The 22,135-nt window shown below is 71.9% G+C and carries 18 protein-coding genes; 6 read left to right on the forward strand and 12 right to left on the reverse strand.

The annotated features are described in order from the left end of the window. Positions 1-35: 35 nt before the first annotated feature. The 5 genes from ACBJ59_RS07655 to ACBJ59_RS07675 are packed head-to-tail and all read right to left on the reverse strand — an operon-like array spanning position 36 to position 4,818. A complete protein-coding gene (locus tag ACBJ59_RS07655) occupies positions 36-1,298 on the reverse strand; it encodes a glucarate dehydratase family protein (RefSeq protein ID WP_375109426.1) in 1,263 nt (420 codons plus the stop codon). Beyond that, a complete protein-coding gene (locus ACBJ59_RS07660; RefSeq protein ID WP_375109427.1) occupies positions 1,295-1,690 on the reverse strand; it encodes a universal stress protein in 396 nt (131 codons plus the stop codon). The genes ACBJ59_RS07655 and ACBJ59_RS07660 overlap by 4 nt, the downstream gene beginning before the upstream one ends. Further along, positions 1,687-3,195 (reverse strand): tripartite tricarboxylate transporter permease, encoded by a 1,509-nt coding sequence (locus ACBJ59_RS07665; RefSeq protein WP_375109428.1) that lies wholly within the window; start codon positions 3,193-3,195, stop codon positions 1,687-1,689. Before ACBJ59_RS07665 ends, ACBJ59_RS07660 begins: the two co-directional genes overlap by 4 nt. 9 nt (positions 3,196-3,204) lie before the next feature. Next, a complete protein-coding gene (locus tag ACBJ59_RS07670; protein WP_375109429.1) occupies positions 3,205-3,753 on the reverse strand; it encodes a tripartite tricarboxylate transporter TctB family protein in 549 nt (182 codons plus the stop codon). A gap of 57 nt (positions 3,754-3,810) precedes the next feature. Then, positions 3,811-4,818 (reverse strand): Bug family tripartite tricarboxylate transporter substrate binding protein, encoded by a 1,008-nt coding sequence (locus ACBJ59_RS07675; RefSeq protein WP_375109430.1) that lies wholly within the window; start codon positions 4,816-4,818, stop codon positions 3,811-3,813. 169 nt (positions 4,819-4,987) lie between these two features. Between ACBJ59_RS07675 and ACBJ59_RS07680 the strand changes: the two genes are divergently transcribed. From ACBJ59_RS07680 to ACBJ59_RS07690, 3 genes are all read left to right on the forward strand, one after another. Beyond that, positions 4,988-5,902, forward strand: coding sequence for a LysR substrate-binding domain-containing protein (locus tag ACBJ59_RS07680; RefSeq protein WP_375109431.1), 915 nt, complete (start codon positions 4,988-4,990; stop codon positions 5,900-5,902). A gap of 147 nt (positions 5,903-6,049) precedes the next feature. Further along, positions 6,050-6,964 carry a 5-dehydro-4-deoxyglucarate dehydratase gene (kdgD, locus tag ACBJ59_RS07685; protein ID WP_375109432.1) on the forward strand — a complete coding sequence of 305 codons (915 nt, stop codon included), beginning with the start codon at positions 6,050-6,052 and terminating at the stop codon, positions 6,962-6,964. 8 nt (positions 6,965-6,972) lie between these two features. Further along, a complete protein-coding gene (locus ACBJ59_RS07690) occupies positions 6,973-8,295 on the forward strand; it encodes an enolase C-terminal domain-like protein (RefSeq protein WP_375109433.1) in 1,323 nt (440 codons plus the stop codon). Positions 8,296-8,320: 25 nt separating this feature from the next. On the opposite strand, the gene ACBJ59_RS07695 is transcribed toward ACBJ59_RS07690, so the two are convergent. After that, positions 8,321-9,172 (reverse strand): DUF72 domain-containing protein, encoded by an 852-nt coding sequence (locus ACBJ59_RS07695; protein ID WP_375109434.1) that lies wholly within the window; start codon positions 9,170-9,172, stop codon positions 8,321-8,323. A gap of 67 nt (positions 9,173-9,239) precedes the next feature. Further along, on the reverse strand, positions 9,240-12,752 hold the full coding sequence (locus ACBJ59_RS07700; RefSeq protein ID WP_375109435.1) for a S8 family serine peptidase: 3,513 nt from the start codon (positions 12,750-12,752) through the stop codon (positions 9,240-9,242). A gap of 189 nt (positions 12,753-12,941) precedes the next feature. Between ACBJ59_RS07700 and ACBJ59_RS07705 the strand changes: the two genes are divergently transcribed. Continuing rightward, the gene (locus tag ACBJ59_RS07705; protein ID WP_375109436.1) at positions 12,942-13,799 is read left to right on the forward strand and encodes an NAD(+)/NADH kinase; all 858 of its coding nucleotides are present in this window, start codon (positions 12,942-12,944) and stop codon (positions 13,797-13,799) included. Positions 13,800-14,040: 241 nt separating this feature from the next. Here the strand turns inward: ACBJ59_RS07705 and ACBJ59_RS07710 are convergent, their stop codons facing one another. Continuing rightward, positions 14,041-15,540 (reverse strand): YibE/F family protein, encoded by a 1,500-nt coding sequence (locus ACBJ59_RS07710; RefSeq protein ID WP_375109437.1) that lies wholly within the window; start codon positions 15,538-15,540, stop codon positions 14,041-14,043. Between the two features lie 74 nt (positions 15,541-15,614). Here ACBJ59_RS07710 and ACBJ59_RS07715 point away from each other — a divergent pair, with 74 nt between their 5' ends. Both ACBJ59_RS07715 and ACBJ59_RS07720 read left to right on the forward strand, forming a co-directional pair. After that, complete coding sequence (locus tag ACBJ59_RS07715; RefSeq protein WP_375109438.1) at positions 15,615-16,322, forward strand: DUF72 domain-containing protein; 708 nt, start codon at positions 15,615-15,617, stop codon at positions 16,320-16,322. Then, a complete protein-coding gene (locus ACBJ59_RS07720) occupies positions 16,322-17,290 on the forward strand; it encodes a magnesium transporter CorA family protein (RefSeq protein WP_375109439.1) in 969 nt (322 codons plus the stop codon). The genes ACBJ59_RS07715 and ACBJ59_RS07720 overlap by 1 nt, the downstream gene beginning before the upstream one ends. Here ACBJ59_RS07720 and ACBJ59_RS07725 read toward each other — a convergent pair. From ACBJ59_RS07725 to thrS, 4 genes are all read right to left on the reverse strand, one after another. Next, a complete protein-coding gene (locus ACBJ59_RS07725) occupies positions 17,185-17,721 on the reverse strand; it encodes a hypothetical protein (protein WP_375109440.1) in 537 nt (178 codons plus the stop codon). The two genes, ACBJ59_RS07720 and ACBJ59_RS07725, sit on opposite strands and share 106 nt — an antisense overlap. A gap of 20 nt (positions 17,722-17,741) precedes the next feature. After that, positions 17,742-18,692 carry a TAXI family TRAP transporter solute-binding subunit gene (locus tag ACBJ59_RS07730; protein WP_375109441.1) on the reverse strand — a complete coding sequence of 317 codons (951 nt, stop codon included), beginning with the start codon at positions 18,690-18,692 and terminating at the stop codon, positions 17,742-17,744. Next, a complete protein-coding gene (locus tag ACBJ59_RS07735; RefSeq protein WP_375109442.1) occupies positions 18,689-20,671 on the reverse strand; it encodes a TRAP transporter permease in 1,983 nt (660 codons plus the stop codon). Before ACBJ59_RS07735 ends, ACBJ59_RS07730 begins: the two co-directional genes overlap by 4 nt. Before the next feature lie 97 nt (positions 20,672-20,768). Continuing rightward, positions 20,769-22,070 carry a threonine--tRNA ligase gene (gene thrS, locus ACBJ59_RS07740; protein ID WP_375109443.1) on the reverse strand — a complete coding sequence of 434 codons (1,302 nt, stop codon included), beginning with the start codon at positions 22,068-22,070 and terminating at the stop codon, positions 20,769-20,771. Between the last annotated feature and the right edge of the window lie 65 nt (positions 22,071-22,135).

Below are 22,135 nucleotides of genomic sequence, written 5' to 3' on the forward strand. Positions count from 1 at the left end.
GGGGGCGGGGCGGCTGTGGGGGCCGGGCCCCGCCGCTACCAGCGGCTGGTGTTCGGGGTGAAGCCGGGGACGATGGTGCGCATGTAGGCGGTGTCCTCGCGGCCGCGCTGGCCGCACCTGACGTACTGCTCGTGGAGGGCGGCGAGCGCGTCCTCGTCCAGTTCCACGCCCAGGCCGGGGCCGGTCGGCACGGTGACGCCACCGTCGCGGAACTCCAGGGCGCCCGGCTTGACGACCTCCTCCGTCTTCCAGGGGTAGTGCGTGTCGCAGGCGTAGGTGAGGTTCGGGGTCGCGGCCGCGAGGTGGGTCATGGCGGCCAGGCTGACGCCCAGGTGGGAGTTCGAGTGCATCGACAGGCCCATCCCGAACGTCTCGCAGATGCCGCCCAGCAGCGCCGAGCGGCGCAGCCCGCCCCACAGGTGGTGGTCCGACAGGACGACCTGTACGGCGTCGGCGGCGACCGCCGGCTTGAGGTGCTCGAAGGCGATGACGCACATGTTCGTGGCCAGCGGGAGGTCGGTGTGCCGGGAGACCTCGGCCATGCCCTCGATGCCGGGGGTCGGGTCCTCCAGGTACTCCAGGACGCCCGCGAGCCGGTCGGCCACCTTGATCGAGGTCTCGACGGTCCAGGCGCCGTTCGGGTCGATGCGCAGGGCGTGGCCGGGGAAGGCGGCGGCCAGGGCCTCGACGGTCTCGATCTCGTGGCGGGGCTCGTACACGCCGCCCTTGAGCTTGAGGGCGGTGAAGCCGTACTCGGAGACCATCCGCCGGGCCTGGGCGACCATCTGCTCGGGCGTGCGGCCCTCGCCCCACGTGTCGTCGTCGTGGCCGGGGTGGCCGGCCCACTTGTAGAACAGGTATCCCGAGTACGGCACGCGGTCGCGTACGGCCCCGCCCAGCAGGTCGCTCACCGGGCGGCCGAGCGTCCTGCCCTGCAGGTCGAGCAGCGCCACCTCGAACGGCGCCACCACGGTGTCCACGGCGCTGGAGACCTCCAGCATCCCGCCGAAGCTCGCGCCCGCCCCGCCGGTGGACGCCCCGAGCGCCTCGGTCACGACGCGGCGCAGGCCGTTGACGTCGAAGACGTCCGCGCCGGGCAGGGCGGCGGCCACCGCGCCGAGCCGTTCCAGGTGACCCTGGTCGGCATAGGTCTCCCCGAGGCCCACCAGGCCGTCGTCGGTGTGCACCTGGACGATCGCGCGCAGCACGTACGGCTGGTGCACGCCCACGACGTTGAGCAGGGGCGGGTCGCGGAAGGCGACCGGGGTGACGGTGACGCGGCTGACGCGGGCGCTCATCGGGCCGCCTTCACGCTGAGCACGGGCACGCTGGCCTCCATGAGGATCCGCTGCGCCTCGCTGCCCAGGATGAACTTGCCGACCAGCGAGCGGTGCCGCAGCCCGATGACGATGAGCGTGCCGCCGGTCTCCTTGACGAGCTGCTCGAAGGTCTCGGGCAGGTCGTCGTCGTGGAGCGGCTGGCGTACCTCCGCGTCCACCCCGGCCTCCCGCGCCCGCCGCAGCAGCTCGGCGCCGGCGGCGTCGTCGATCATGTGCTCGTCGACCGGGGCGCCGCGGCGCGGGGAGTTCACGATGATCACGCGTTCCCCGCGCAGCCTGCCCTCGCGCAGGCCCGCGTCGACGGCGGCCTCGCCCTCGGGCGTGGGCAGGTAACCGACGAGGATGGTCATGAGATCTTCTCCTCAACACGATCGGAGGTCTTGCGGCGCAGGAACTTGCGGATCAGCGGCCAGGCGGCGACGAGCACGACCAGGGTGAGCACCGTGCCCGAGATGGGGCGGGTGAGGAAGCCACTCGGGTCGCCGCCGAAGATGAGCAGCGACTGCCGCGAGGAGTTCTCGATCATCGACCCGAGCACGAACGCCAGCACCAGCGGCCCCGGCTCGAAGCCGAACTTCTTCATCAGGTAGCCCAGCAGGCCGAACACGATGACCAGGAAGATGTCGTAGACCTGGTTGTTCACGGTGTACGCGCCCAGCAGCGTGATGAGCACCGTGATCGGGGCCAGGATGGCCGGGCGGACCCGCAGGATCTTCACGAACACGCCGACCATCGGGATGCTCATGATCAGCAGCAGGATGTTGCCGATGTACATCGAGTTGATGACGCCCCAGAACACGTCGGGATGCTCGGTGACGAGCTGCGGCCCCGGCTGGATGCCCTGGATGAGCAGCGCGCCGAACATCAGGGCCATCGTCGCGTTCGCGGGGATGCCGAGCGTCAGCAGCGGGATGAACGACGACGTGGCGGCGGCGTTGTTGGCCGTCTCCGGCGCGGCGACGCCCTCGACGGCGCCCTGGCCGAAGCGCTCCGGATGCTTGGAGCGCCGCTTCTCCAGCGCGTACGCGGCCAGCGAGGACAGCACCGCGCCACCGCCGGGTAGCACGCCCAGGACGAACCCGATGAGCGAGCCGCGCCCGATCGCGCCCTTGGCCTGGCCGAGGTCCTTGCGCGACGGCCACACGTTGCCGACCTTGGCGGGGGAGTGCACCTGGTTGTGCCGCTCCTCCAGGTTGTAGAGGATCTCGCTGAGCCCGAACAGGCCCATGGCGATCGGGATGAAGTCGATGCCCTCGGCGAGGTTCAGGCTGTCGAAGGTGAAGCGCTCGGCGCCCGTGAAGGTGTCGCGGCCCACGGTCGCGATCAGCAGGCCGACGCAGGCCGCGATGATGGCCTTGAGCTTGTTGCCGTTGCCCACCGACGAGATCAGCAGGACGCCCAGGATGCCCAGGGCCGCGTACTCCGGGGGCCCGAAGTCGAGCGCGAACCCGGCCACGATCGGCGCGACGAGCGTCAGGCCGAGGATCGAGACCGTGCCGCCGATGAAGGAGCCGATGGCCGCGATGCCGAGTGCCGTGCCCGCTCTGCCCTGCTTGGCCAGGGCGAAGCCGTCGAAGACGGTCACCACCGAGGACGCCTCGCCCGGCAGGCGGAGCAGGACCGAGGTGATCGTGCCGCCGTACTGGGCTCCGTAGAAGATGCCCGCCAGCATGATGATCGCCGACACGGGCTCGATGCCGTACGTGATCGGCAGCAGGATGGCGATCGTCGCGCCGGGGCCGAGGCCGGGCAGCACGCCGATGAGCATGCCGATGATGACGCCGATGAGGCAGTAGAGCAGGTTGGCCGGCTCCAGTACGACGCCGAAACCGTTGAGGATCGGGGAGATGTCCATGTGACTTTCTCAGATGAGCCTGGGGAGCGGGATCTGCAGCAGCACCACGAAGAGCACGTAGAACGCGACCACGGCGCCGACGCTGATCACGATGGAGGAGCGCCACGACTCCCTGCCCAGCCAGCGCAGCCAGACGAACATGAGCAGCAGCGAGGGGATCTCGAAGCCGATCACCGGCAGCAGCGCGGCGAGCAGCACGAGCGTCACCAGGCCGACCAGGGTGAGCAGGCTGGAGCGGGAGAACCGCTCGGTGTCCCGCAGGCCGCGGCCCGTGACGACGAGCGTCGCCGACAGCACGACGATGACGACGCTGATGGCGAACGGCCACAGGCCGGGCCCGGGCTGCGTGAGCTGCCCGAGCCCCAGCGCGTAGGACCCGACCGCACCCAGCACGCCGACGACGAGCGCCACCACGGCCGCCCCGACCTGCGCGATCGGGCCCGCGTGCGGCGGCCGGGCCTCTTCCAGCTCGGCCTGGAGCCGGTCGGCCTCGGCCTGCAACAGGTCGGCCTCGGCGGGCTCGGGGCCCGGCGGCCGGGTGGGGTCGGTCATGGACATGCACACTCCTTCGTGGCGGTTCGTGGCGAGGCGCCGGCCTCGATCAGTCGGCCCCGGTCAGCCGGCCAGGCTGATGCCGAACTCGTCCAGCTGTGCCTTGTACTTGGTGGAGTCGCTCTGCAGCGAGGCGAGGACCTCCTGCGGGGTGGTCTCCATCGGGGTGAGCGAGTTGTCCTCGTTGAACTTCTTGTACTCCGGCGTGGCGAACGTCTTCTTGGCCGCGTCGAGCAGCTTGGTCTTGACGTTCTCCGGCGTGCCCTTGGGGGCGGTCAGGAAGCGGTACTGCGTCACCTGGACGTCGAAGCCCTGCTCCTTGGCCGTCTTCACGTCGGGCAGGAAGGGGATGCGCTGCTCGGAGAAGACGGCGAGCGGGACGAGCTTGCCGGCCTTGATGTTCTCGATGGCCTCGCCGATCTGCATGGTCGAGACGTCCACCTGGTTGCCGAGCAGGGCGGTCAGGTTGGGGGCGCCGCCGTCGAACGGCACGGCCGTGGCCTCGACGCCGGCGGTCTTGAAGGTCAGCGCGGAGGCGAGCTGCGCGCCGGTGCCGACGCCGGTGGTGCCGTACCGGATGGTCTTGCCCGCCTTCTTCATGTCCTCGATGGAGGTGAAGCCGGACTTGGGGTTGGTGGCCATGACGTAGTCGTCGCGCGAGATGCCGGTGATGACGTCGAACGAGTCGATCTTCGTGGCCTCGGCGGCCGACACCGTGAGCGGCGTGATGGTGAAGAGCGAGGCGTTCTGGACGGCGATCTTGTAGCCGTCGGCCTTGGCGGACTGGAGCTCCTTGGCGTTGAGCGCGCCGTTGGCGCCCGGCTTGTTCAGCACGGGAGTGGAGACGCCGAGCTCCTTGCCCATGCCCTGGGCCAGCGCCCGGGTGATGAGGTCGGTGGAGCCGCCCGCCGAGGCGCCGACGCTGAACTCGATGTTGCCTGTCGGATATTCTCCGTCGCCGCCACCGGAGGAGGTCGTCTTGACGCCACCGCACGCGGTCAGCGCGATCGCGGCGGCGGCGCCGACGACGCCCAGGAGGATGCGGCGGGGGGCCGTCCGAGATGTCGGCATGGACTTCTCCTTCGTGCGGGCGGAAGGCCGCCCGTTATCTGCTCTGGAGCGGAGAGGGGAGTTGCGTAAGGTTACGGCAAGGTTTCCGCTCGTTAGTCTCCGGAGACTAGGACCAGCCTCGATGCCTGTCCAGGCTCATTTCGGTATCGAGTGATACTCTTCACGCATCATGCTAACACTCGATCAGATCCGGGCATTCGTGGCTGTCGCCGAGGAGCTGCACTTCGGCCGTGCGGCTGATCGGCTGCGCATGACCCAGCCTCCGCTCAGCCGCCACATCCAGAAACTGGAACGTGTCATCGGCGTGACCCTTCTGGAACGCGACAACCGGCGCGTGGTCCTCACCGACGCCGGGCGCGCCTTCCTGGACGACGCGCGGCGCATGCTCTCGCTCGTCGACACCGCGGGGGACCGGGCGCGCCGGATCGCCAGCGGCGCGGCGGGCACCGTACGCCTCGGGTTCACCGCCGTCTCGGCCATCAGCATGCTCGGCGCGCTGCTGCGCCGGCTGTCGGAGCAGCTCCCCGAGATCGACGTCATCCTCCACGAGCGGGTGACCGCCGGGCAGGTGGACGGCCTGCTGCGCGGCGAGCTCGACCTCGGTCTGGCCCGCCCGCCCTTCGACATCGCCACCCTCGACTCGCGCGTCGTCTTCCGCGAGCCGCTGTGCGCCGTGGTGCCCCTCGGCCACCCGCTGGCCGACCTGGGCCGGCCGCTCGCGCCGGACGACTTCGACGGTCTGCCGGTGATCAGCTACAACCCGGTGCAGTCGCGCTACTTCCACGAGCTGACCGTCCGGTTCCTCACCAACGCCCACCCCCGGATCGAGCAGCAGGTGCACCAGATCCTCACCGCCGTGCTGCTCGTGGCGGCCGGGCGCGGCGTCGCGCTGGCGCCCGCCAGCGCGCGCTCGCTGGGCGTGGACGGCATCGCCATCTGCGACCTGGTACGCGGCGGCGGCGACCCGCTGGACGACGCGGGCGCCACGGGAGAGCCGGTCGAACTGCACGTGATCTGGGACCGCAACTCGACCAACCCCGCGCTCGGGCGCGTGCTCGAACTGCTGCCCGATCTCGGAGCCTGAAGCCGGCGATGCTCCATCGGTATCGCCGGATTCAGAATCGCACTTGGACAGGAATCGTCCCCGCTTCTTACCCTGGCGGGCGTCAGACCTTACCGGCGGTGCGGGGGGGATCCCACGGCCGCATGTAAAACCCGAGGAGCATCCGCCATGCCCAGTTACTCCCCGCAGGAGCTCGCCACCCGGCTCAAGAGCGGCCTGCTGTCCTTCCCGGTCACCCATTTCACCGCGGATCTGGAGTTCGACGAGGCGGGTTACCGCGACCATCTGGCCTGGCTGAGCGGCTACCCGGTGGCCGGCCTGTTCGCCGCGGGAGGCACGGGCGAGGGCTTCTCGCTGACCGCCGAGGAGATCGACCGGGTGGTCCGCGTGGCGGTGGACGAGGTGAACGGCAGGGTTCCCGTCGTGGCCCCGGCCACCGGCGGCACCGCGAACGCCGTTGCGCAGGCGAAGGCCGCCGAGGCCGCCGGTGCGGACGGCCTGCTCCTGATGCCCCCCTACCTCACAGAGGCCGGCCAGGAGGGCCTGGTCGAGCACGTCTCCGCGGTCTGCCGCGCCACCGGCCTGGGAGTGATCGTCTACAGCCGGGCCAACGCGGTGCTGAACGACCGGTCCGTCGCGGCCCTGGCCGAGCGGAACGAGACGCTCGTCGGGTTCAAGGACGGCGTCGGCAATATCGAGAGCCTCACCCGCATCTACGCCACCGTCGGCGACCGCCTGGCCTACATCGGCGGCCTGCCCACGGCCGAGACCTTCGCCCTGCCGCTGCTGCAGCTCGGCATGAGCACGTACTCCTCGGCGATCTTCAACTTCGTCCCGCAGTACGCGCTCGACTTCTACGCCGACGTCCGTGCCCAGGACCGGGACGCGGTCTACCGTCGCATCAGGGAGTTCGTGCTGCCCTACCTGGACATCCGCGACCGCATGAAGGGGTACGCCGTGTCGATCATCAAGGCGGGCCTGACCGCCGTCGGCCGCCCGGCCGGCCCGGTGCGGCCGCCGCTGCAGAACCTCACGGACGGCGAGCTCGCCGAGCTGACCGCCCTCATCAACAAGATCAGCTAGGGGCCGTCTTGTCTCCCACCATCGAACGCGTCGAGGTCGTCCCGGTCGCCGGGTACGACAGCATGCTGCTCAACCTCAGCGGCGCGCACGGGCCGTTCTTCACCCGCAACGTCGTCATCGTCACCGACTCCGACGGGCGTACCGGCCTGGGCGAGGTGCCCGGCGGCGAGGCGATCCGGCAGACCGTCGAGGAGGCGGGCGCCCTGCTCGCCGGGCAGCCGGTGGCCCGCTACCGCGGCCTGCTGCGCTCGGTGGCCGAGCGGTTCGCCGCCCGGGACGCCGGCGGGCGCGGCCTGCAGACCTTCGACCTGCGCACGACCGTGCACGCGGTCACCGGCCTGGAGTCCGGCCTGCTCGACCTGCACGGCCAGTACCTCGGCGTGCCCGTGGCCGACCTGCTCGGCGAGGGCCGGCAGCGCGACCGGGTGCCGATGCTGGGCTACCTGTTCTACGTCGGCGACCCCGGCCGTACCGACCTGCCCTACCTCGTGAACGACGGCGGCGACGACCGCTGGTCCCGGCTGCGCCGCCGCGAGGCGCTCACGCCCGACGCGGTGGTCGCCCTGGCCGAGGCCGCCCAGGAGCGGTACGGCTTCACCGACTTCAAGCTCAAGGGCGGCGTGCTGGCCGGCGAGGAGGAGATCGCCGCGGTCACCGCGCTGGCCCGCAGGTTCCCGGAGGCGCGCGTCACCCTCGACCCCAACGGCGGCTGGCTGCTGGCCGACGCCGTCCGGCTGTGCCGCGGGCTCGGCGACGTCCTGGCCTACGCCGAGGACCCGTGCGGCGCCGAGGGCCGCTTCTCGGGGCGCGAGACGATGGCCGAGTTCAAGCGGGCCACCGGGCTGCCGACCGCGACGAACATGATCGCCACCGACTGGCGGGAGCTGGCGCACGCCGTACGGTCGGACGCCGTGGACATCCCGCTGGCCGACCCGCACTTCTGGACCATGGCCGGCTCCGTTCGCGTCGCCCAGCTCTGCCACGACTTCGGGCTGACGTGGGGGTCGCACTCCAACAACCACTTCGACATCTCGCTGGCCATGTTCACCCACGTCGGGGCGGCCGCCCCGGGCGAGATCACGGCGCTGGACACGCACTGGATCTGGCAGGACGGCCAGGCGCTCACCACGAAGCCGTTCCAGATCAGGGACGGCGCGATCGACGTGCCGACCGCGCCCGGGCTCGGCGTCGAGCTCGACCGGGAGGCCCTGGCGGAGGCGCACGAGCTGTACCTCAGCCGGGCGCTGGGCGCCCGCGACGACGCCGTCGCCATGCGGTTCCTGGTGGAGGGCTGGGTGTTCGACCCGAAGCGGCCCTGCCTCGTGCGCTGAGGTCTGCCCTGCCGGAAGGGGCGCCTCAGAAGAGGGTCAGCGGCTCGTCGGGCATCGGGTCGGGGAGCGGGGCCAGCTCGGGGAGGCGGGCGCGGACGTCGTCGTGGAAGCGGCGGGCCAGCCGCAGCGCCTCGGCGTTGTCCGGCGTGTGGACGAACACCGTCGGCGAGCGCCCCTCCCTCAGCCACTCCGTCACCGTGTCCACCCACGGCCGCCAGCCCTCGACCGTGCGCTCCTCGGCGTCGCGGCCGAGGTAGCGCACGATCGGGTGGCCGGTGAGGGCGCGGGTGCGCCGGGGCACGCGCGGCTTCTTCGTCCACGCGTCGCGCTCGGCGTCGCTGGTGGGCGGGCTCGCGAACATGACGGTCGTGTCGAACGGGACCCATTCGGCCCCCGCGGTGGCCAGGACCCGTTCGAGGAGGCGCTCGGAGCGCTCGTCCTCGAAGAAGGCCCGGTGGCGGACCTCGACCGCGTAGCGGTGCCCGCGGGGCAGCCCGCGCAGGAACGTCGCCAGGGTGCCCAGGTCGGCGGGGGAGAAGGAGCCCGGGAGCTGCACCCAGAAGGCGTGCACCCGCGGGCCCAGCGGCTCCATCGCCGCCAGGAACGCGCTCAGCTCCTCCTGGGCGCCCGCCAGGCGGCGCTCGTGGGTGATCGGCTTGGGCAGCTTGACCACGAACCGGAAATCGGGCGAGGTCTGGGCCGCCCAGGACTCGACCGTGGCGCGCGACGGGGTGGCGTAGAACGTCGTGTTGCCCTCCACCGCGTCGCACCAGCTCGCGTAGGCGCGCAGGCGGTCACCGGGCGGGAGGCGATCGGGCAGGAAACGTCCTTGCCAGCGCGCGTGCGTCCACATCGCGCACCCCACATGAAGCCGCATGGACCCGACGTTATCGCCAGATGGGCGTGGGGCCCGCCCCGGGCGGGCCCCACGGTCCAGCGGCGCTCTAGCGGACGGCCTTGTCGGGCCGCTCGGTGATGCGCACGGCGTTGAGGATCGGGGCGCCGGCGCGGGCGAAGAACCGCACGTCGAGCTGCCCGTCGGTGACCTCCACCGTGAACCGCCGGGCGACGGCGGCGTTCGCCCCCGCCTCCTTGGCCAGGTCGAGGGCCTGGACGGCGACCTCGCCCTCTACGGCCACGTCGAACACCCGCTTGCCCGGCTTCTTGTTCCGGGTCTCGGCGAAGCCCAGCTCGACCGTGTAGACGCCGTCGGGCACCCCGTCGAACCGGTACGCGCGCATGCCCTCGCGGGCGCTGCGGTAGAGCGCCTGCTCGGCGGTGCCCGCGACCGGCCGGTCCGAAGTGCTCGCCTTGGTGAGCGGGCCCACGTAGCCGTGGCCGCCGGGCGCGTACCTCCGGTCGGCCGTCCAGGTGTCCCCGGCGGCGTCGGTCACGTCCTCCGTCCCGCCGACCTCGACGGCGACCTGGTGCCTGGGCACCACGACGTGCACGATCACGGGGAAGGCCGGGTTGCGGCCGCTGGCCGAGCGCACCACCAGGACGCCCGTGCGGACGGTGCCGGGCGGCAGGCCCGCGCTGGAGGCGGTGACCTCCACCGGCACCGACGCGCCCGCCTTCAGCTCCCCGCCGGCCGGGCTGACGCCGAGCCAGGTCAGCGCGGGATCGAGCTCGATCGTGTACGCCGCGTCCGCGCCCGGGTTGGCCAGCTCGAACCTGCCCTTCCTGGTGGACCCGGCGGGCAGCACGATGGTCAGCTCGCCGGTCGAGGCCGTCACCCGGCCCGTGGCCAGCGCCTTGTCGAACACGTTGCGCTCACCGGGCCGCACGGTGACGTCCTCGGCGAGCGGGCCGTAGTCGTCCGCCGACACCTCCAGCCGGTGGTCGCCGGCCGGGACCTGGCCGAGGAAGGCCCCGTCCGCCCCGGTGGTGAACGTCGCCCCGTCGCCCACCTTGACCGTCGCGCCCGCCAGCGGCCGGCCGTCGTTGGCGTCGGTGATCGTGCCCGCCACCAGCCCGTGGCCCCGGGCGGCGAAGGTCAGGCTCTGGCCGGTGGCGACGGCGGCGCGGTTGGCGGCGTACTCCAGCGCGTCCGTGCCGTCCGCGCTCTCGATGCCGATCGTGGCCTCCTCACCCGCCGCGTGGGAGCTGCCGATGTCGCGGTAGCGGAAGCCGATCGAGCCGTCCTCGCCGAGCAGCGCCTCGAACGACAGGCGCTCGGGCCCGGCGTAGAAGCGGGCGCCGCGCCATTCGAGGACGAACGTGCGGTTCGGGGCGGTCCCGAGCGTGGCGGTGTAGAGGCCGCCCTCCCCCTCGTCCAGGGCCAGGTCGTCCCAGTACGGGTAGATGCCCGCGTTGGGGTCGCCGGCCGCGGGCAGCGGCACGTTGCTCGGGAAGGACCACGCGCGGCCAAAGGTGAGGAACCCGTTGGTGCTCACCGTGCCCGTCGTGTACGTCCGGCCGTAGAAGGGGAAGGCGAACGGCAGCGTGATCGCGCGGTGCTCGTCGTCGCCGGTGAGGTCCACCTTCGTGGTGCCCTCCACGTACGCCTCCGTGCCGCTCCGGCAGGTGTGGCCGAAGGCGTCGGCCCGGCTGGCCAGCTCGATGTCCCTGGTCAGGTCGCCGTCCACCGTGACGGTCACCGTCGTGTCCTCGGTGCACCGCGAGGACGCCGTGACGTCGAGCTCGAAGCCCCGGTGCGGCAGCTCGATCTCGTAGCGGCCCCGGGCGTCGGTGACCGTGGTGACCGGGGTGCCGGCGACGCTCACCGTGGCGCCCGCCTCCGGCACGCCGATCGTGCTGACCGTGCCCGACACCGTGCTCATGACCTGCGCCGTCAGCGCCACGTCCGCGGTCGCCGTACGGTCGGTCGCGATCGTCGCGGTGGCGGTCGCGTCGTCGTAGCCGAACTTGGCCACCTTGATCTCGTAGTCGCCGCTCAGCAGGCGGGGCAGCGTGTACGTGCCGTCCTGGCCGGTCGAGACCGTGCGGCTCAGCGGGCCGGAGACGCTGACGGCCGCGCCGGCCACCGGGGCGCCGCCCGAGGTGACGGTGCCGGCCAGCGTGCCCATCTCGCCGGTGGGCGCGGCCTTGACCGCGGCGTACGCGTCGAGCCTGCCCTCGCCCCAGGTGAAGTTGTCCGCCGCCGTGCCGCCGCAGCGGCCCTCGTCCACGTCCGCCGCGGTCCCGTCGAGCAGCGCCCGCGTGGCCTCGACGTCGTTGCGCAGGTAGGGGGAGGCCGACCACATCAGCGCCACCGTGGCGGCGACGTGCGGGCTGGCCATCGAGGTGCCGGTCTTGAGGCCGTACTCGTCGCCGGGGACGGCCGAGCGGACGTCCACGCCGGGGGCCGCGATGTTCGGCTTGATCTCGCCGTTCTCGCCGGGGCCGCGCGACGACTGCGGCATGATGACGCCGTTCGCGTCGAACGAGCCGGCGCTGTAGGCGGCGGTGTAGCCGCCGGGCGAGCCGGTCGTGCCGCACTCCGGGCCCTCGTTGCCGTTGGAGAAGGCCGGGAAGATGCCCGCGGCCACCCACGCCTCGACGATCTCCTTGTACCAGAGGTCGAGGCCCTTGCCGCCCCACGAGTTGTTGACGATGTCGGGCGCGAGGTCGGGGCGCGGGTTCTGCCGGTCGAGGTCCGTCGGGGCGAGGATCCACTCGCCGGCGGCCAGCAGCGCGTACGCCGGGCAGCCGCCGATGCCGCACGCCTTCACCGTGATCCACTCGGCGCCGGGGGCGACGCCGATGTTGTTGGCCCCGCCGTCGCCGCCGACCATGGTCCCCATGACGTGGGTGCCGTGCGTGCGGTCGTCGCAGGGCGTGCGGCCGGGGCAGGCGCCGGCCGGGTCGAACCAGTTGTAGTCGTGGTCGGCGGTGCCGTCCGGCAGGGTGCCGCGGTAGTGGGCGACCAGCGCCGGGTGGTCCCACTGCACGCCGCTGTCGAGGCTGGCCACGACGATGCCCTCGCCGCGGTCGCCCAGCTCGTCCCACACCTTGGGGGCGTTGATCCGGTCGACGTTCCACTCGACGGAGCCGACCGCCGCCCGCGCCACGCCCGGCGCCGGCTCGGGCAGGTCGGCCACGATGTCGGGCTCGACGCTCGCCACCTCCGGCAGCTTCGCGATCTCGGCCGCCAGATCGGCGTCGCCGGTCACCTTGATCGTGTTGACGATCCAGTACGGGGTGAAGTCGGCGTGCTCGGCCTTGAACAGCTTGCGTAAGCCGGCCTGGGACGTCTCGGCGGTGCGCGTCTTCGACCGGTAGACCTGCCGGCCCTTGTCGGCCTTCGTCCGCGCGGCGCGGGCGGAGCTCAGGTTCGCCTGCTCCTTGAGGCGTACCCAGAAGGTGGCCTTGCCGTCCGCCGTCAGATCGGCCTGCACCAGCCGGTCGATCTTGGGGTCCGGCGGGCCGGCGGCGAGCGCCGTGTTCTGGGGGACGAGCAGGGCCAAGGCGGCCGTTCCGATCAGGAACGCCCGCCGGGCACGGGGAATGGACAAACGAACTCCTTGCGGGGGTGCCCTCGGGATTGCGGGCGGGATCCGGTGAGCCCGCCGGGGAGCATCGTCAGTGGATCTTGTACGCGGTGGCAAGCCCGCGGGGGTGGCGTGTCCACGCCATGGACCGAACACGCCACCCCCCGCCGGACCGGGGGCCGCGCACCGCGCCGGCCGTCGTAGGCTGACCCCATGGGCATGGTCGGGACGGTCGGGCTGGTGTTGCATCCGCGGCGCGACTCCAAGAAGGCGATAGACACCATCCTGCGGTGGGCCGCGGACAAGGGCGCGACCGTGCTGGGCCTGCCCGACGAGGTGGGCCGCATCGACTGCAGCGCCGTCGAGGTCGACGCGACCACGCTGGTGGAGCGGGCCGACCTGCTGGTGGGGCTGGGCGGTGACGGGACGATGCTGCGTACGATGCGGCTGCTGGCCGGGCGGCCCACGCCCATCCTGGGGGTGAACCTCGGGCGGCTCGGCTTCCTGGCCGAGATCGACGTGGACGAGCTGCCGCAGACGCTGTCGGCGATCGACGCGCACGAATACACGATCGAGCCGCGCATGGCGATCCGCAGCAAGGTGGCCGGGGCGGACGTGACGGCGTTCAACGACATCGCGCTCGTCCGGATCCCCGGCGACGGGCTGGCCGGCGTGTCCGTCACCCCGTCCGGCAGCCCCTTCGTGCGCTACTCCGCCGACGCCGTCATCGTGGCCACCACCACGGGGTCCACGGCCTACAGCTTCTCCGCCGGCGGGCCGATCGTCTCGCCCCGGGTGGAGGCGGTGCTCGTCGTGGCCGCCGCCGCGCACTCGGCGTTCAACCGGGCGCTCGTGCTGCCCGCCGACGAGGAGGTCACGCTGCAGGTGCTGCCGAGCAGCGGGCGGCTGGCGGTCGAGGTGGACGGTGCGGTGGTCGGGCACCTGTGCCCGGGCGACAGCGTCACGGTGACCGCCTGGCCGGGGGCGGCGAAGGTGGTGCGAGTGGGGACCACCTTCTACGAACGCGCCCGCCGCAAGCTTCGGGTCGACGGCAGCGCCGAGATCGACTGACCCACGTCGGGTTCTGCCCGCGTCGCCTTCTGCTCGTGTGGCGTTCGGCCCGTGTGGCGTTCGGCCCGCGTCGACCCTCGCCTCGCTCGAACCCCTGGACGCGTGCAACCTCCGCCCGGACCAGCGCCGTCCTCGCTCGACTGCCCGGACCCCGCTCGCTCCCAGGTGACCCGCCCCGGCGCCGGGCGTGCTGTCCACCGGGGGCGTGCTGCGTCGCTGGGTGTGCTGGGCCGCTGGGCGTTCAGGCGCCGGTGCGGCGGCGGTGGCGGGCTGGGCGCTCGGGCGGCGGCTCCCGGTGCGGCGGGTCCTCCGGGCGGGGCTGCGGCGTGAAGAAGTCGGTGCCGCCCCCCGGCGGGACGTGCGGTGCTGTCACGCCGTCGCGAGGGCCGGGTGGCGCGGGGGCGAAGAAGTCGTCGTCGTGGTCGGTGTGCGGGGCGAAGAAGTCGTCGTCCTGCCCCGAGGCGAGCTCGTCGCGTCGCCCGCGCCGGGGGACGAGCGACTCTCCCCGGGCGCGCCGGGGGACAAGTGCTGCTCCCCGCGCACGACGAGGGGCGGGTTCGTTGTCGTCCTCGACGGCCGGTTCGGAGCGGTGGCGGGAGGCGGTGAGGGCGGCGAGGGCCGTGGTGATCGGGACGGCGGCGATGAGGCCGAGCGTGCCGACGATGCTGCGCACGATCTCCTGCGCGATCACCGGAGTCGTCATCACGTCCCCGAGCGGCTGGTTCCCGATGCTGAACAGCAGCAGCAGCGGCAGCGACGCCCCCGCGTACGCCAGGATGATCGTGTTGATCACCGAGGCGATGTGCGCGCGCCCGATCCGGCCCGCCGCCCGGTAGAGGCGGGCGAAGCCGTAGGACGGGTTGGCGTGGGCCAGCTCGGCCACCGTCACCGCCTGCGTGACCGTGACGTCGTCGAGCACGCCCAGCGCGCCGATGATGATGCTGGCCAGCAGCAGCCCCTGCGTGTCGATGGACAGGCTCATGTCCAGGGCGAGCGCGCTGTCGTCGGTGATGCCGTTGAGCCGGGCGAACCCCAGCGCCCCGTACGACAGCAGCCCCGTGAGCGTGAGGCTGGCCAGCGTGCCCAGCACGGCCACGGAGGTGGACAGCGAGAAGCCGTGCGTGAGGTAGAGCACCGCGAGCATGATCGCCGCCGCTCCCACGATGGCCACCAGCATGGGCGGCCGGCCCTCCAGGATGCCGGGGATGACGAACGTCAGCAGCAGCACGAACGTCACCGCCAGCCCCACCAGCGCCGTCACCCCGCGCCAGCGCCCGAACGCGATCACCGCCAGCGCGAACGCCGCCCCGAACAGCCACAGCGGCATGGCCCGGTCATGATCGGAGATCTGGTACGCCCCGTCCGCGCCGCGCAGCAGGATCACCTCGTCGTCCACGCCGAAGTGCTGCGCCCCCGGCCCGCCGGGCAGGCGCAGCTCCACGTCCTTGCCCAGGTCCGGGCCGTCCCCGACCTTGACGACGGCGTTGCCGCAGGTGGCCGGGTCCGGCTGGGGCGAGCCCTCCGGGGCGGCGGGGCAGCGCTTGAGCGTGACGCTGACGACCGTGCCGGTGAGCCGCTCGACGCCCGACTGGGGTGCGGCGGCGCTCTGCCCGCCGTCCGGCCAGAGCCACAGCAGACCGGCGAGCGTGATGATCGCCAGCGGCACCAGGACGGCCAGGCCGGCCACCACCGCGCGCCGGGAGGTGGGTACGGCGGTGCCGTGGACGTGATTGGCGCCCATCGTGTGAAAGGTCCTCCTTGGGCTGACGAACAAGGACAGTACTGCACGCCGCCCCCTGGGGTAGTCCCAACGGCATGACATGGCTGGTGGGCACCTCCGGGTGGCAGTACAAGGACTGGCGCGGGGTCCTGTATCCGGAGGGCGTGCCGATGCGGCTCTGGCTGGAGACGTACGCGGCCGAGTTCGCCACCGTCGAGAGCAACAACGCCTTCTACCGCCTGCCGAGCGCGGAGTCGTTCGCCGCCTGGCGGGACCGTACCCCGCCCGGGTTCGTGATGGCCGTCAAGGCCAGCCGGTTCCTCACCCACATCAAGCGGCTGGCCGAGCCGGAGGAGCCGGTCGCGCGCCTGATGGGCGCAGCCGCGGAGCTGAAGGACAAGCTCGGCCCGATCCTGCTGCAGCTCCCGCCGACGCTCAAGGCCGATCCCGGCCGGCTCGACCGGTGCCTGGGCTGCTTCCCCGGCGACGTCCGGGTGGCCGTCGAGCCCCGCCACGAGTCGTGGTGGACCGACGAGGTGCGCCGGATCCTGATCGCCCGGGCCGCCGCGCTGTGCTGGGCGGATCGGCTGGGCCGGCCGCAGGCCCCGTTCTGGCGTACGGCCGACTGGGGTTACGTACGCCTGCACCAGGGGCGGTCGGGCTTCGCGTACGGTAAAAGCGCGCTCGGGACGTGGGCCCGGCGGGTGCGCGAGGCCGGCTGGGGCGACGCCTACGTCTACTTCAACAACGATCCGGGAGGCGCGGCCGTGCGTAACGCCAGACAATTTGCCAGACTCCTGTAGTGCACACGCGTCTCTACCGGAACGGTGTCCTCGAGAAGGAAGGGTTCCCTATCGAGGAGGTCTCCGACTATGTGGCGGACCCGGACAACACGGTCTGGTTCGATCTGTGCTCCCCGTCGCCCGCCGACCTCGGGATGATCGGTGAGGAGCTCGGCCTGCACGAGCTGGCGGTCGAGGACGTCGTTTCCGACCATCAGCGGCCGAAGGTGGATATTTACGATAACCACCTGTTCATCACCGTCTACGGGGTGCACTTCGACGAGGGACGGCTCGACCCGGTCGAGGTGAACATCTTCGTCACCAGGAACGCCCTGGTCACCATCCGCGAGAACGACCACTTCGACATCGACGACGTGGTCAGGCGCTGGGACGCCGGCTCCCGCATGGCCGGCCACGGCGTGACGTACCTGCTGCACGGCCTGCTCGACCACGTGGTGGACAGCCACTTCGACCTGGTGCAGGACCTCGACGGGCAGGCGGAGGCGCTGGAGGAGTCGCTGTTCGAGGACGAGGTGCGCGACGGCAGGGAGTTGCAGCGCGCCATGTACGTCCTGCGCAAGAACACCACCAGGCTGCGCAAGATCACCATCCCGATGCGCGAGGTGGTCGGCACCCTGCTCCGCCGCGACCAGGACCTCATCGCCGACCCCGTGATGGCGCCCTACTACGAGGACGTCTACGACCACGTGCTGCGCGTGACCGAATGGGTGGAGTCCATCCGCGACCTGCTCGCGAACGTCCGCGAGACCCGCCTGGCCCAGCAGGGCTTCCGGCTCAACGAGATCATGAAGCGGGTCACCAGCTGGGCCGCGATCATCGCCGTGCCCACCATGATCACCGGCTTCTACGGGCAGAACGTGCCCTATCCCGGGTCGGGGCAGCCCTGGGGGTTCTGGGCGTCCTCGATCCTGGTGGCGCTGGCCTCGGTGGCGCTGTACTCGGTGTTCAAGAAGAAGGACTGGCTGTAGCCGCAGGCCCCGCCCCGGACGTCCGGGGTGAGGCGCAGGGCCAGGCGCACCTCGGCGGCGCCCGTGGCGGGATAGAGGGGCAGGCAGCGGCCGCCGGAGACGAGCGTCCGGCGCCCGATCGAGGTGCTGAGCAGCGACAGCTCGGCGTACGTGGCGGGCTCGGCCAGCCGCAGCACCCACCCGCCGCCCGGGGCGCGGGCGCGCTCGCCGTCAAGCGCGTAGTAGTCGAGGACGCTCTCGTCGAGCGAGAGCACCGCCCGCATGGTGAAGCGGCGGCCCTCCACGGTGAACACCTCCGCGGAGGGCGCGCGGTAGACCGAGTGCACGTACGCGATCAGGAAGCGGCTCCCGACCACGGGCAGGCCGTTCACGGTCAGGCGCCCGGCGCCCGAGCCGGAGCCGAGCGCCGCCGCCGACGCCAACACGGTCACGAGCGCCAGGAGCGGCCTGGTCAGCCCTTCTCCCGGTAGTAGCGGGCGGCCCCCGGGTGCAGCTCGACCGGGGCCACCTGCTGGCCGAGCGTCACGTCCAGCTTCTTCGCCTCCGGGTGCACCGCCGACAGCTCGGCCTTCTTCTCGAAGAGCGTCTTGGTGATGTCGTACGCGAGCTGCTCGTTCATCGAGTCGGGCACCAGCAGCACGTTCGCGATGCCCACGGTCCTGATCGTGCCGGACAGCTTGTAGGTGGACATGTCCACGTCGAGCGGGACGTACTGCTGGCCGTAGGTGGCCTGCATCTTCTGCAGGACGTCGCCGGTGTCGAGCAGCTTCATGCCGGGCTTGCTCGACGCCAGGTCGGTGATGCCGGCCGTGGGCAGGCCGCCGACCCAGAAGAACGCGTCGATGGTGTCGTCCTTGGCCGCCTGCACCGACTCGTTGATCGACAGTTGCTGCTTGGTGATGTCGGTGTCGGGGTTGAGCCCGGCCGCCTCCAGGACGCGCCTGGCCACGACCTGGGTGCCGGAGTTGGCCGGGCCGAGCGAGACGCGCTTGCCCCTCAGGTCGGCCACCTTGGTCACGGCGACGCCGGGGGCGATGACGAGGTGGGTGTAGTTGTCGTAGATGCGGGCGATGGCCTTGATCGGCTGCTTGGCGGTGAAGGTGTCCTTGCCGTTGACGGCGTCGGCGGCCGTGTCGGCCTGGGAGAAGCCGATGTGGGCCTTGCCCGAGGCCAGCAGCTTGATGTTCTCGACGGAGGCCGAGGTGACCGACGCGGTGGCCTGGGTGTTGGCGATGTTCTCCGACAGCTGCTTGGCCAGGCCGCCGCCGTAGACGTAGTAGACGCCCGTCGTGCCGCCGGTGGCGATCGAGAGCCGGTTGCCCGAGCCCCCGCCGGCACCGCCGCCGCCACAGCCCGCCGCGGCCAGGACTGCGGCGGCGACTATCGCAAGAATCCGCTTCACGCTGGGTCCCTTCTCCTTCTTCTGACGAGGTGCATGGCGGCGGCCACGGCCAGGAGGGCCAGGCCGGCGACGATGGGAACGGGTTCGAGGAACAGCAGCAGCACCGCGGCCACCGCCGCGAGCACCCGCTCCGGCCAGGCGGCCAGCCCGCCCGTGGCCATCGCGAGGGCGGCCACGGCGACCGCCGAGACCGCGGTCATCAGCAGCACGGTGCCGATCGGGCCCTGCCCGAGCAGCGCCTGCCCGTTCGGCGTCAGCACGAAGGCGAACGGCACGAGGAACGCCGGCAACGTGTAACGCCAGGTCATCATCATCGTCCGGTACGTGTTGCCGCCGGTGATCGCCGCCGCCGCCACCGCGGACAGCGCCGTGGGCGGGCTCACCTCCGACAGCACCGCGTAGTAGAAGACGAACATGTACGCCTCCGGCGCCGTGACCCCGAGGTCGAACAGCGCCGGCCCGATGATCACGGCCGCGATGATGAAGCTGGCCGTCACCGGCACCGCCAGGCCCAGCACCAGCACCGCGACGGCCGCCATGACCGTGGTGATGACGAGGCTGCCCGCGCCGATGTCCACGATGATGTCGGCGAGGTTCTGCCCGAGCCCGGTGAGCGTGATGGAGCCCACGATGATCCCGGCCGCCGCGCAGACCGCGGTCACCGGCAGCACCTCCAGCGCGCCCTTGGCCAGCGCCCGCCCGATGCGCCTGGGCCCCATCCGGTGCCGCGGGTCGAGGAACGACAGCAGGAACGCGACGGCGGTGGCGATCACCACGGACTGGAACGCCGACCGGTTCAGCGCCATCAGCACGACGATGAGGATCAGCGAGCTGAAGTGGTAGCCGAAGCGCAGCAGCAGCCGGCCGGCCCGGGGGGCGTCCACCACCACGGCGTGGGTGCCGAAGCGGCGCGAGTCGATCTCGATGGCCAGGAAGATTCCGAGGTAGTACAGGATCGTGGGGATCGTCGCGTACAGCAGCACCTCGAGATAGCTCTTCCCGAGATACTCGGCGATGATGAACGCCGCCGCGCCCAGCGTCGGCGGCGACAGGATGGCGCCGATGCCGCCGGCCGCGAGGATGCCGCCCGCCGCCTCCTTCGGGTAGCCGGCCCGCCGCAGCACGGGCCAGGCGACGCTGCCCAGGCTGACCGTGGTTGCCACGCCCGAGCCCGACACGGTGCCGAGCAGGAAGCCGGCCGTGGTCACCGTACGGCCGGGGGCGGCGCGGGACCGGCGGAAGGCGGCGAAGCTCAGGTCGATGAAGAACTTGCTCGCGCCCGAGTAGTCGAGCACCGCGCCGTAGACGGTGAACAGGATGATGTAGCTCGCGGCCACCTGCATCGGGACGCCGAAGAAGCCCTCGGTGCCGGTGTAGAGCTGCGACACGATCTGGGCGAAGTCGAACCCGGGGTGCCCGATGGTCCAGTCGATCGGCAGGTAGGCCCCGTAATAGGCGTACAGCAGGAAGGCGACGCAGATGACGGCGAAGGACCAGCCGACGGTGCGGCGTACCGCCTCCAGCAGCAGCACCGTCAGCACCAGCCCCGCCGCGACGTCCAGGTCCGTGAGCGCCGCGCCCGAGCCGCGCTCGCGGAAGCCGTCGATGTCGGCCAGCGGGTAGACCAGCACGGCCAGCGACGCGGCGGCCAGCGCCCAGTCGCCCACGCTGGGCCACTCCACGCGGCGGCCCGGGCCCTCGCCCGCACGGACCGGCTCGGGCCGCCCGAGCAGCCGGCGGACCAGCGGCGCCAGCCCCGAGCGGTAGCAGAGGAAGACCAGCGGCAACGCCACCGCCAGGAACGTCAGCCGGTGCTGGATCGCCTCGACCGGCCGGAACACCACCGCCAGCGAGTACGCCGACAGCAGCCCGCCCAGGATCCACACGCCGAGCCGCAGGGGCCCGCCCAGCTCCCGGGCCGGGCGTTCCTGCTCGTGAGCGGAGACCAGCTCGGCCTCACGATCGTTCAGCTCGGTCAAGGCATCCTCCCGACACGGCTTTGCAGGGACTTTATGAGCCGTCTACGCGATCAGGGAACCCTCCGTTATCCGATTGATCTCCACTTGCGCTCCACCGTCAGACGAACGGTCGGGATCGTGCGGCCAGCTGCTCGACGGGCACCTCGCCCGCCTGCCCGCCGTCCCGCAGCCGCACCGACGCCAGCCCGCTCGCCACCTCGCGCGGCCCCACCACGAGCTGGTACGGCACCAGCCGGTGCGCCCTGATCCTGGCCCCGAGGCTGCCCCGGTCGGCGGGCGCCAGCTCCGCCCGCAACCCGGCGGCCAGGCAGCGCCGCAGCAGGTCCTCGGCGGCCGGCCGCTCGGAGTCCGACAGCGGCAGCACCACGGCCTGCACGGGCGCCAGCCAGGCGGGGAAGGCGCCGCCGTGCACCTCGATGAGATGGGCGACCAGCCGCTCGATGCCGCCGACGACGCTGCGGTGCACCATGACGGGCCGCCCGCCGCCGGCGTAGCCCAGGTCGAAGCGCTCAGGTTGGAAGTAGTCCACCTGGACGGTGGACAGGGTGGACTCGCGCCCGGCCGGGTCGGCGATCTGGATGTCGATCTTCGGCCCGTAGAAGGCGCCCTCGCCGGGCTCCTCGTCGTGGTCGCGGCCGCGCTCCTTCAGCACCTCGCGCAGGATCGCCTCGGAGCGGGCCCACATCGCGGGGTCGTCCACGAACTTCGCGCCCTCGCCGCGCAGTGACAGCCGGTAACGGGCGGTCCGGATCCCGAGCTGGGCGTGCGCGGCCTCGATCAGGTCGAGCGCGGCCGACACCTCGGCGGCGGCCTGGTCGGGGGCGCAGAACACGTGACCGTCGTTGAGCTGGATGCCGCGTACCCTGGTCAGCCCGCCCAGCACGCCGGACAGCTCCGAGCGGTACATCCCGCCCAGCTCGGCCACGCGCAGCGGCAGGTCACGGTGGCTGCGCTGGCGCGCGCGGTAGATGAGCGCGTGGTGCGGGCACAGGCTCGGCCGCAGCACGAACTCCTCGCCGCCCACCTCCATGGGCGGGAACATGTCGTCGGCGTAGTGGTCCCAGTGGCCCGAGCGCTCGTACAGCTCCCGTTTGCCCAGCACCGGCGAGTTGACGTGCTGGTAGCCGTTGCGGCGTTCGAGCTCGTGGACGTAGTCCTCCACGGCCTTGCGCACGGCCGCGCCCGCGGGCAGCCAGTAGGGGAGGCCGGCGCCGATCAGCGGGTCGGTGTCGAAGATGCCCAGCTCGCGGCCGAGCCTGCGGTGGTCGTTCATGATCATCCTTTCCTGGGAAAGGGCGAACGACCAGCTCCCGGGCGTTCGCCCGGGAAGCATGGAGTCAGCGCGCCGGGACGGTGTCCGGCGTCGTCGTGACGGAAGCGCGCTGCATGAGGCGACCATAGCATCCGGCGCCGCGGGTACGCCTTCGGTAAAACCTCGGGCGGAATTTGGCAAATGATATAAAA

The sequence above is a fragment of the Nonomuraea sp. MTCD27 genome, assembly GCF_041950495.1.
GTDB lineage: Bacteria > Actinomycetota > Actinomycetes > Streptosporangiales > Streptosporangiaceae > Nonomuraea.

Coding starts and splice junctions, on each gene's coding strand:
- kdgD (WP_375109432.1), top strand. CDS start 6,050: ATGCCCAGTTACTCCCCGCAGGAGCTCGCCACCCGGCTCAAGAGCGGC.
- ACBJ59_RS07680 (WP_375109431.1), top strand. CDS start 4,988: ATGCTAACACTCGATCAGATCCGGGCATTCGTGGCTGTCGCCGAGGAG.
- ACBJ59_RS07665 (WP_375109428.1), bottom strand. CDS start 3,195: ATGGACATCTCCCCGATCCTCAACGGTTTCGGCGTCGTACTGGAGCCG.
- thrS (WP_375109443.1), bottom strand. CDS start 22,070: ATGGTCGCCTCATGCAGCGCGCTTCCGTCACGACGACGCCGGACACCG.
- ACBJ59_RS07660 (WP_375109427.1), bottom strand. CDS start 1,690: ATGACCATCCTCGTCGGTTACCTGCCCACGCCCGAGGGCGAGGCCGCC.
- ACBJ59_RS07710 (WP_375109437.1), bottom strand. CDS start 15,540: ATGGGCGCCAATCACGTCCACGGCACCGCCGTACCCACCTCCCGGCGC.
- ACBJ59_RS07655 (WP_375109426.1), bottom strand. CDS start 1,298: ATGAGCGCCCGCGTCAGCCGCGTCACCGTCACCCCGGTCGCCTTCCGC.
- ACBJ59_RS07715 (WP_375109438.1), top strand. CDS start 15,615: ATGACATGGCTGGTGGGCACCTCCGGGTGGCAGTACAAGGACTGGCGC.
- ACBJ59_RS07675 (WP_375109430.1), bottom strand. CDS start 4,818: ATGCCGACATCTCGGACGGCCCCCCGCCGCATCCTCCTGGGCGTCGTC.
- ACBJ59_RS07695 (WP_375109434.1), bottom strand. CDS start 9,172: ATGCGGCTTCATGTGGGGTGCGCGATGTGGACGCACGCGCGCTGGCAA.
- ACBJ59_RS07670 (WP_375109429.1), bottom strand. CDS start 3,753: ATGTCCATGACCGACCCCACCCGGCCGCCGGGCCCCGAGCCCGCCGAG.
- ACBJ59_RS07705 (WP_375109436.1), top strand. CDS start 12,942: ATGGGCATGGTCGGGACGGTCGGGCTGGTGTTGCATCCGCGGCGCGAC.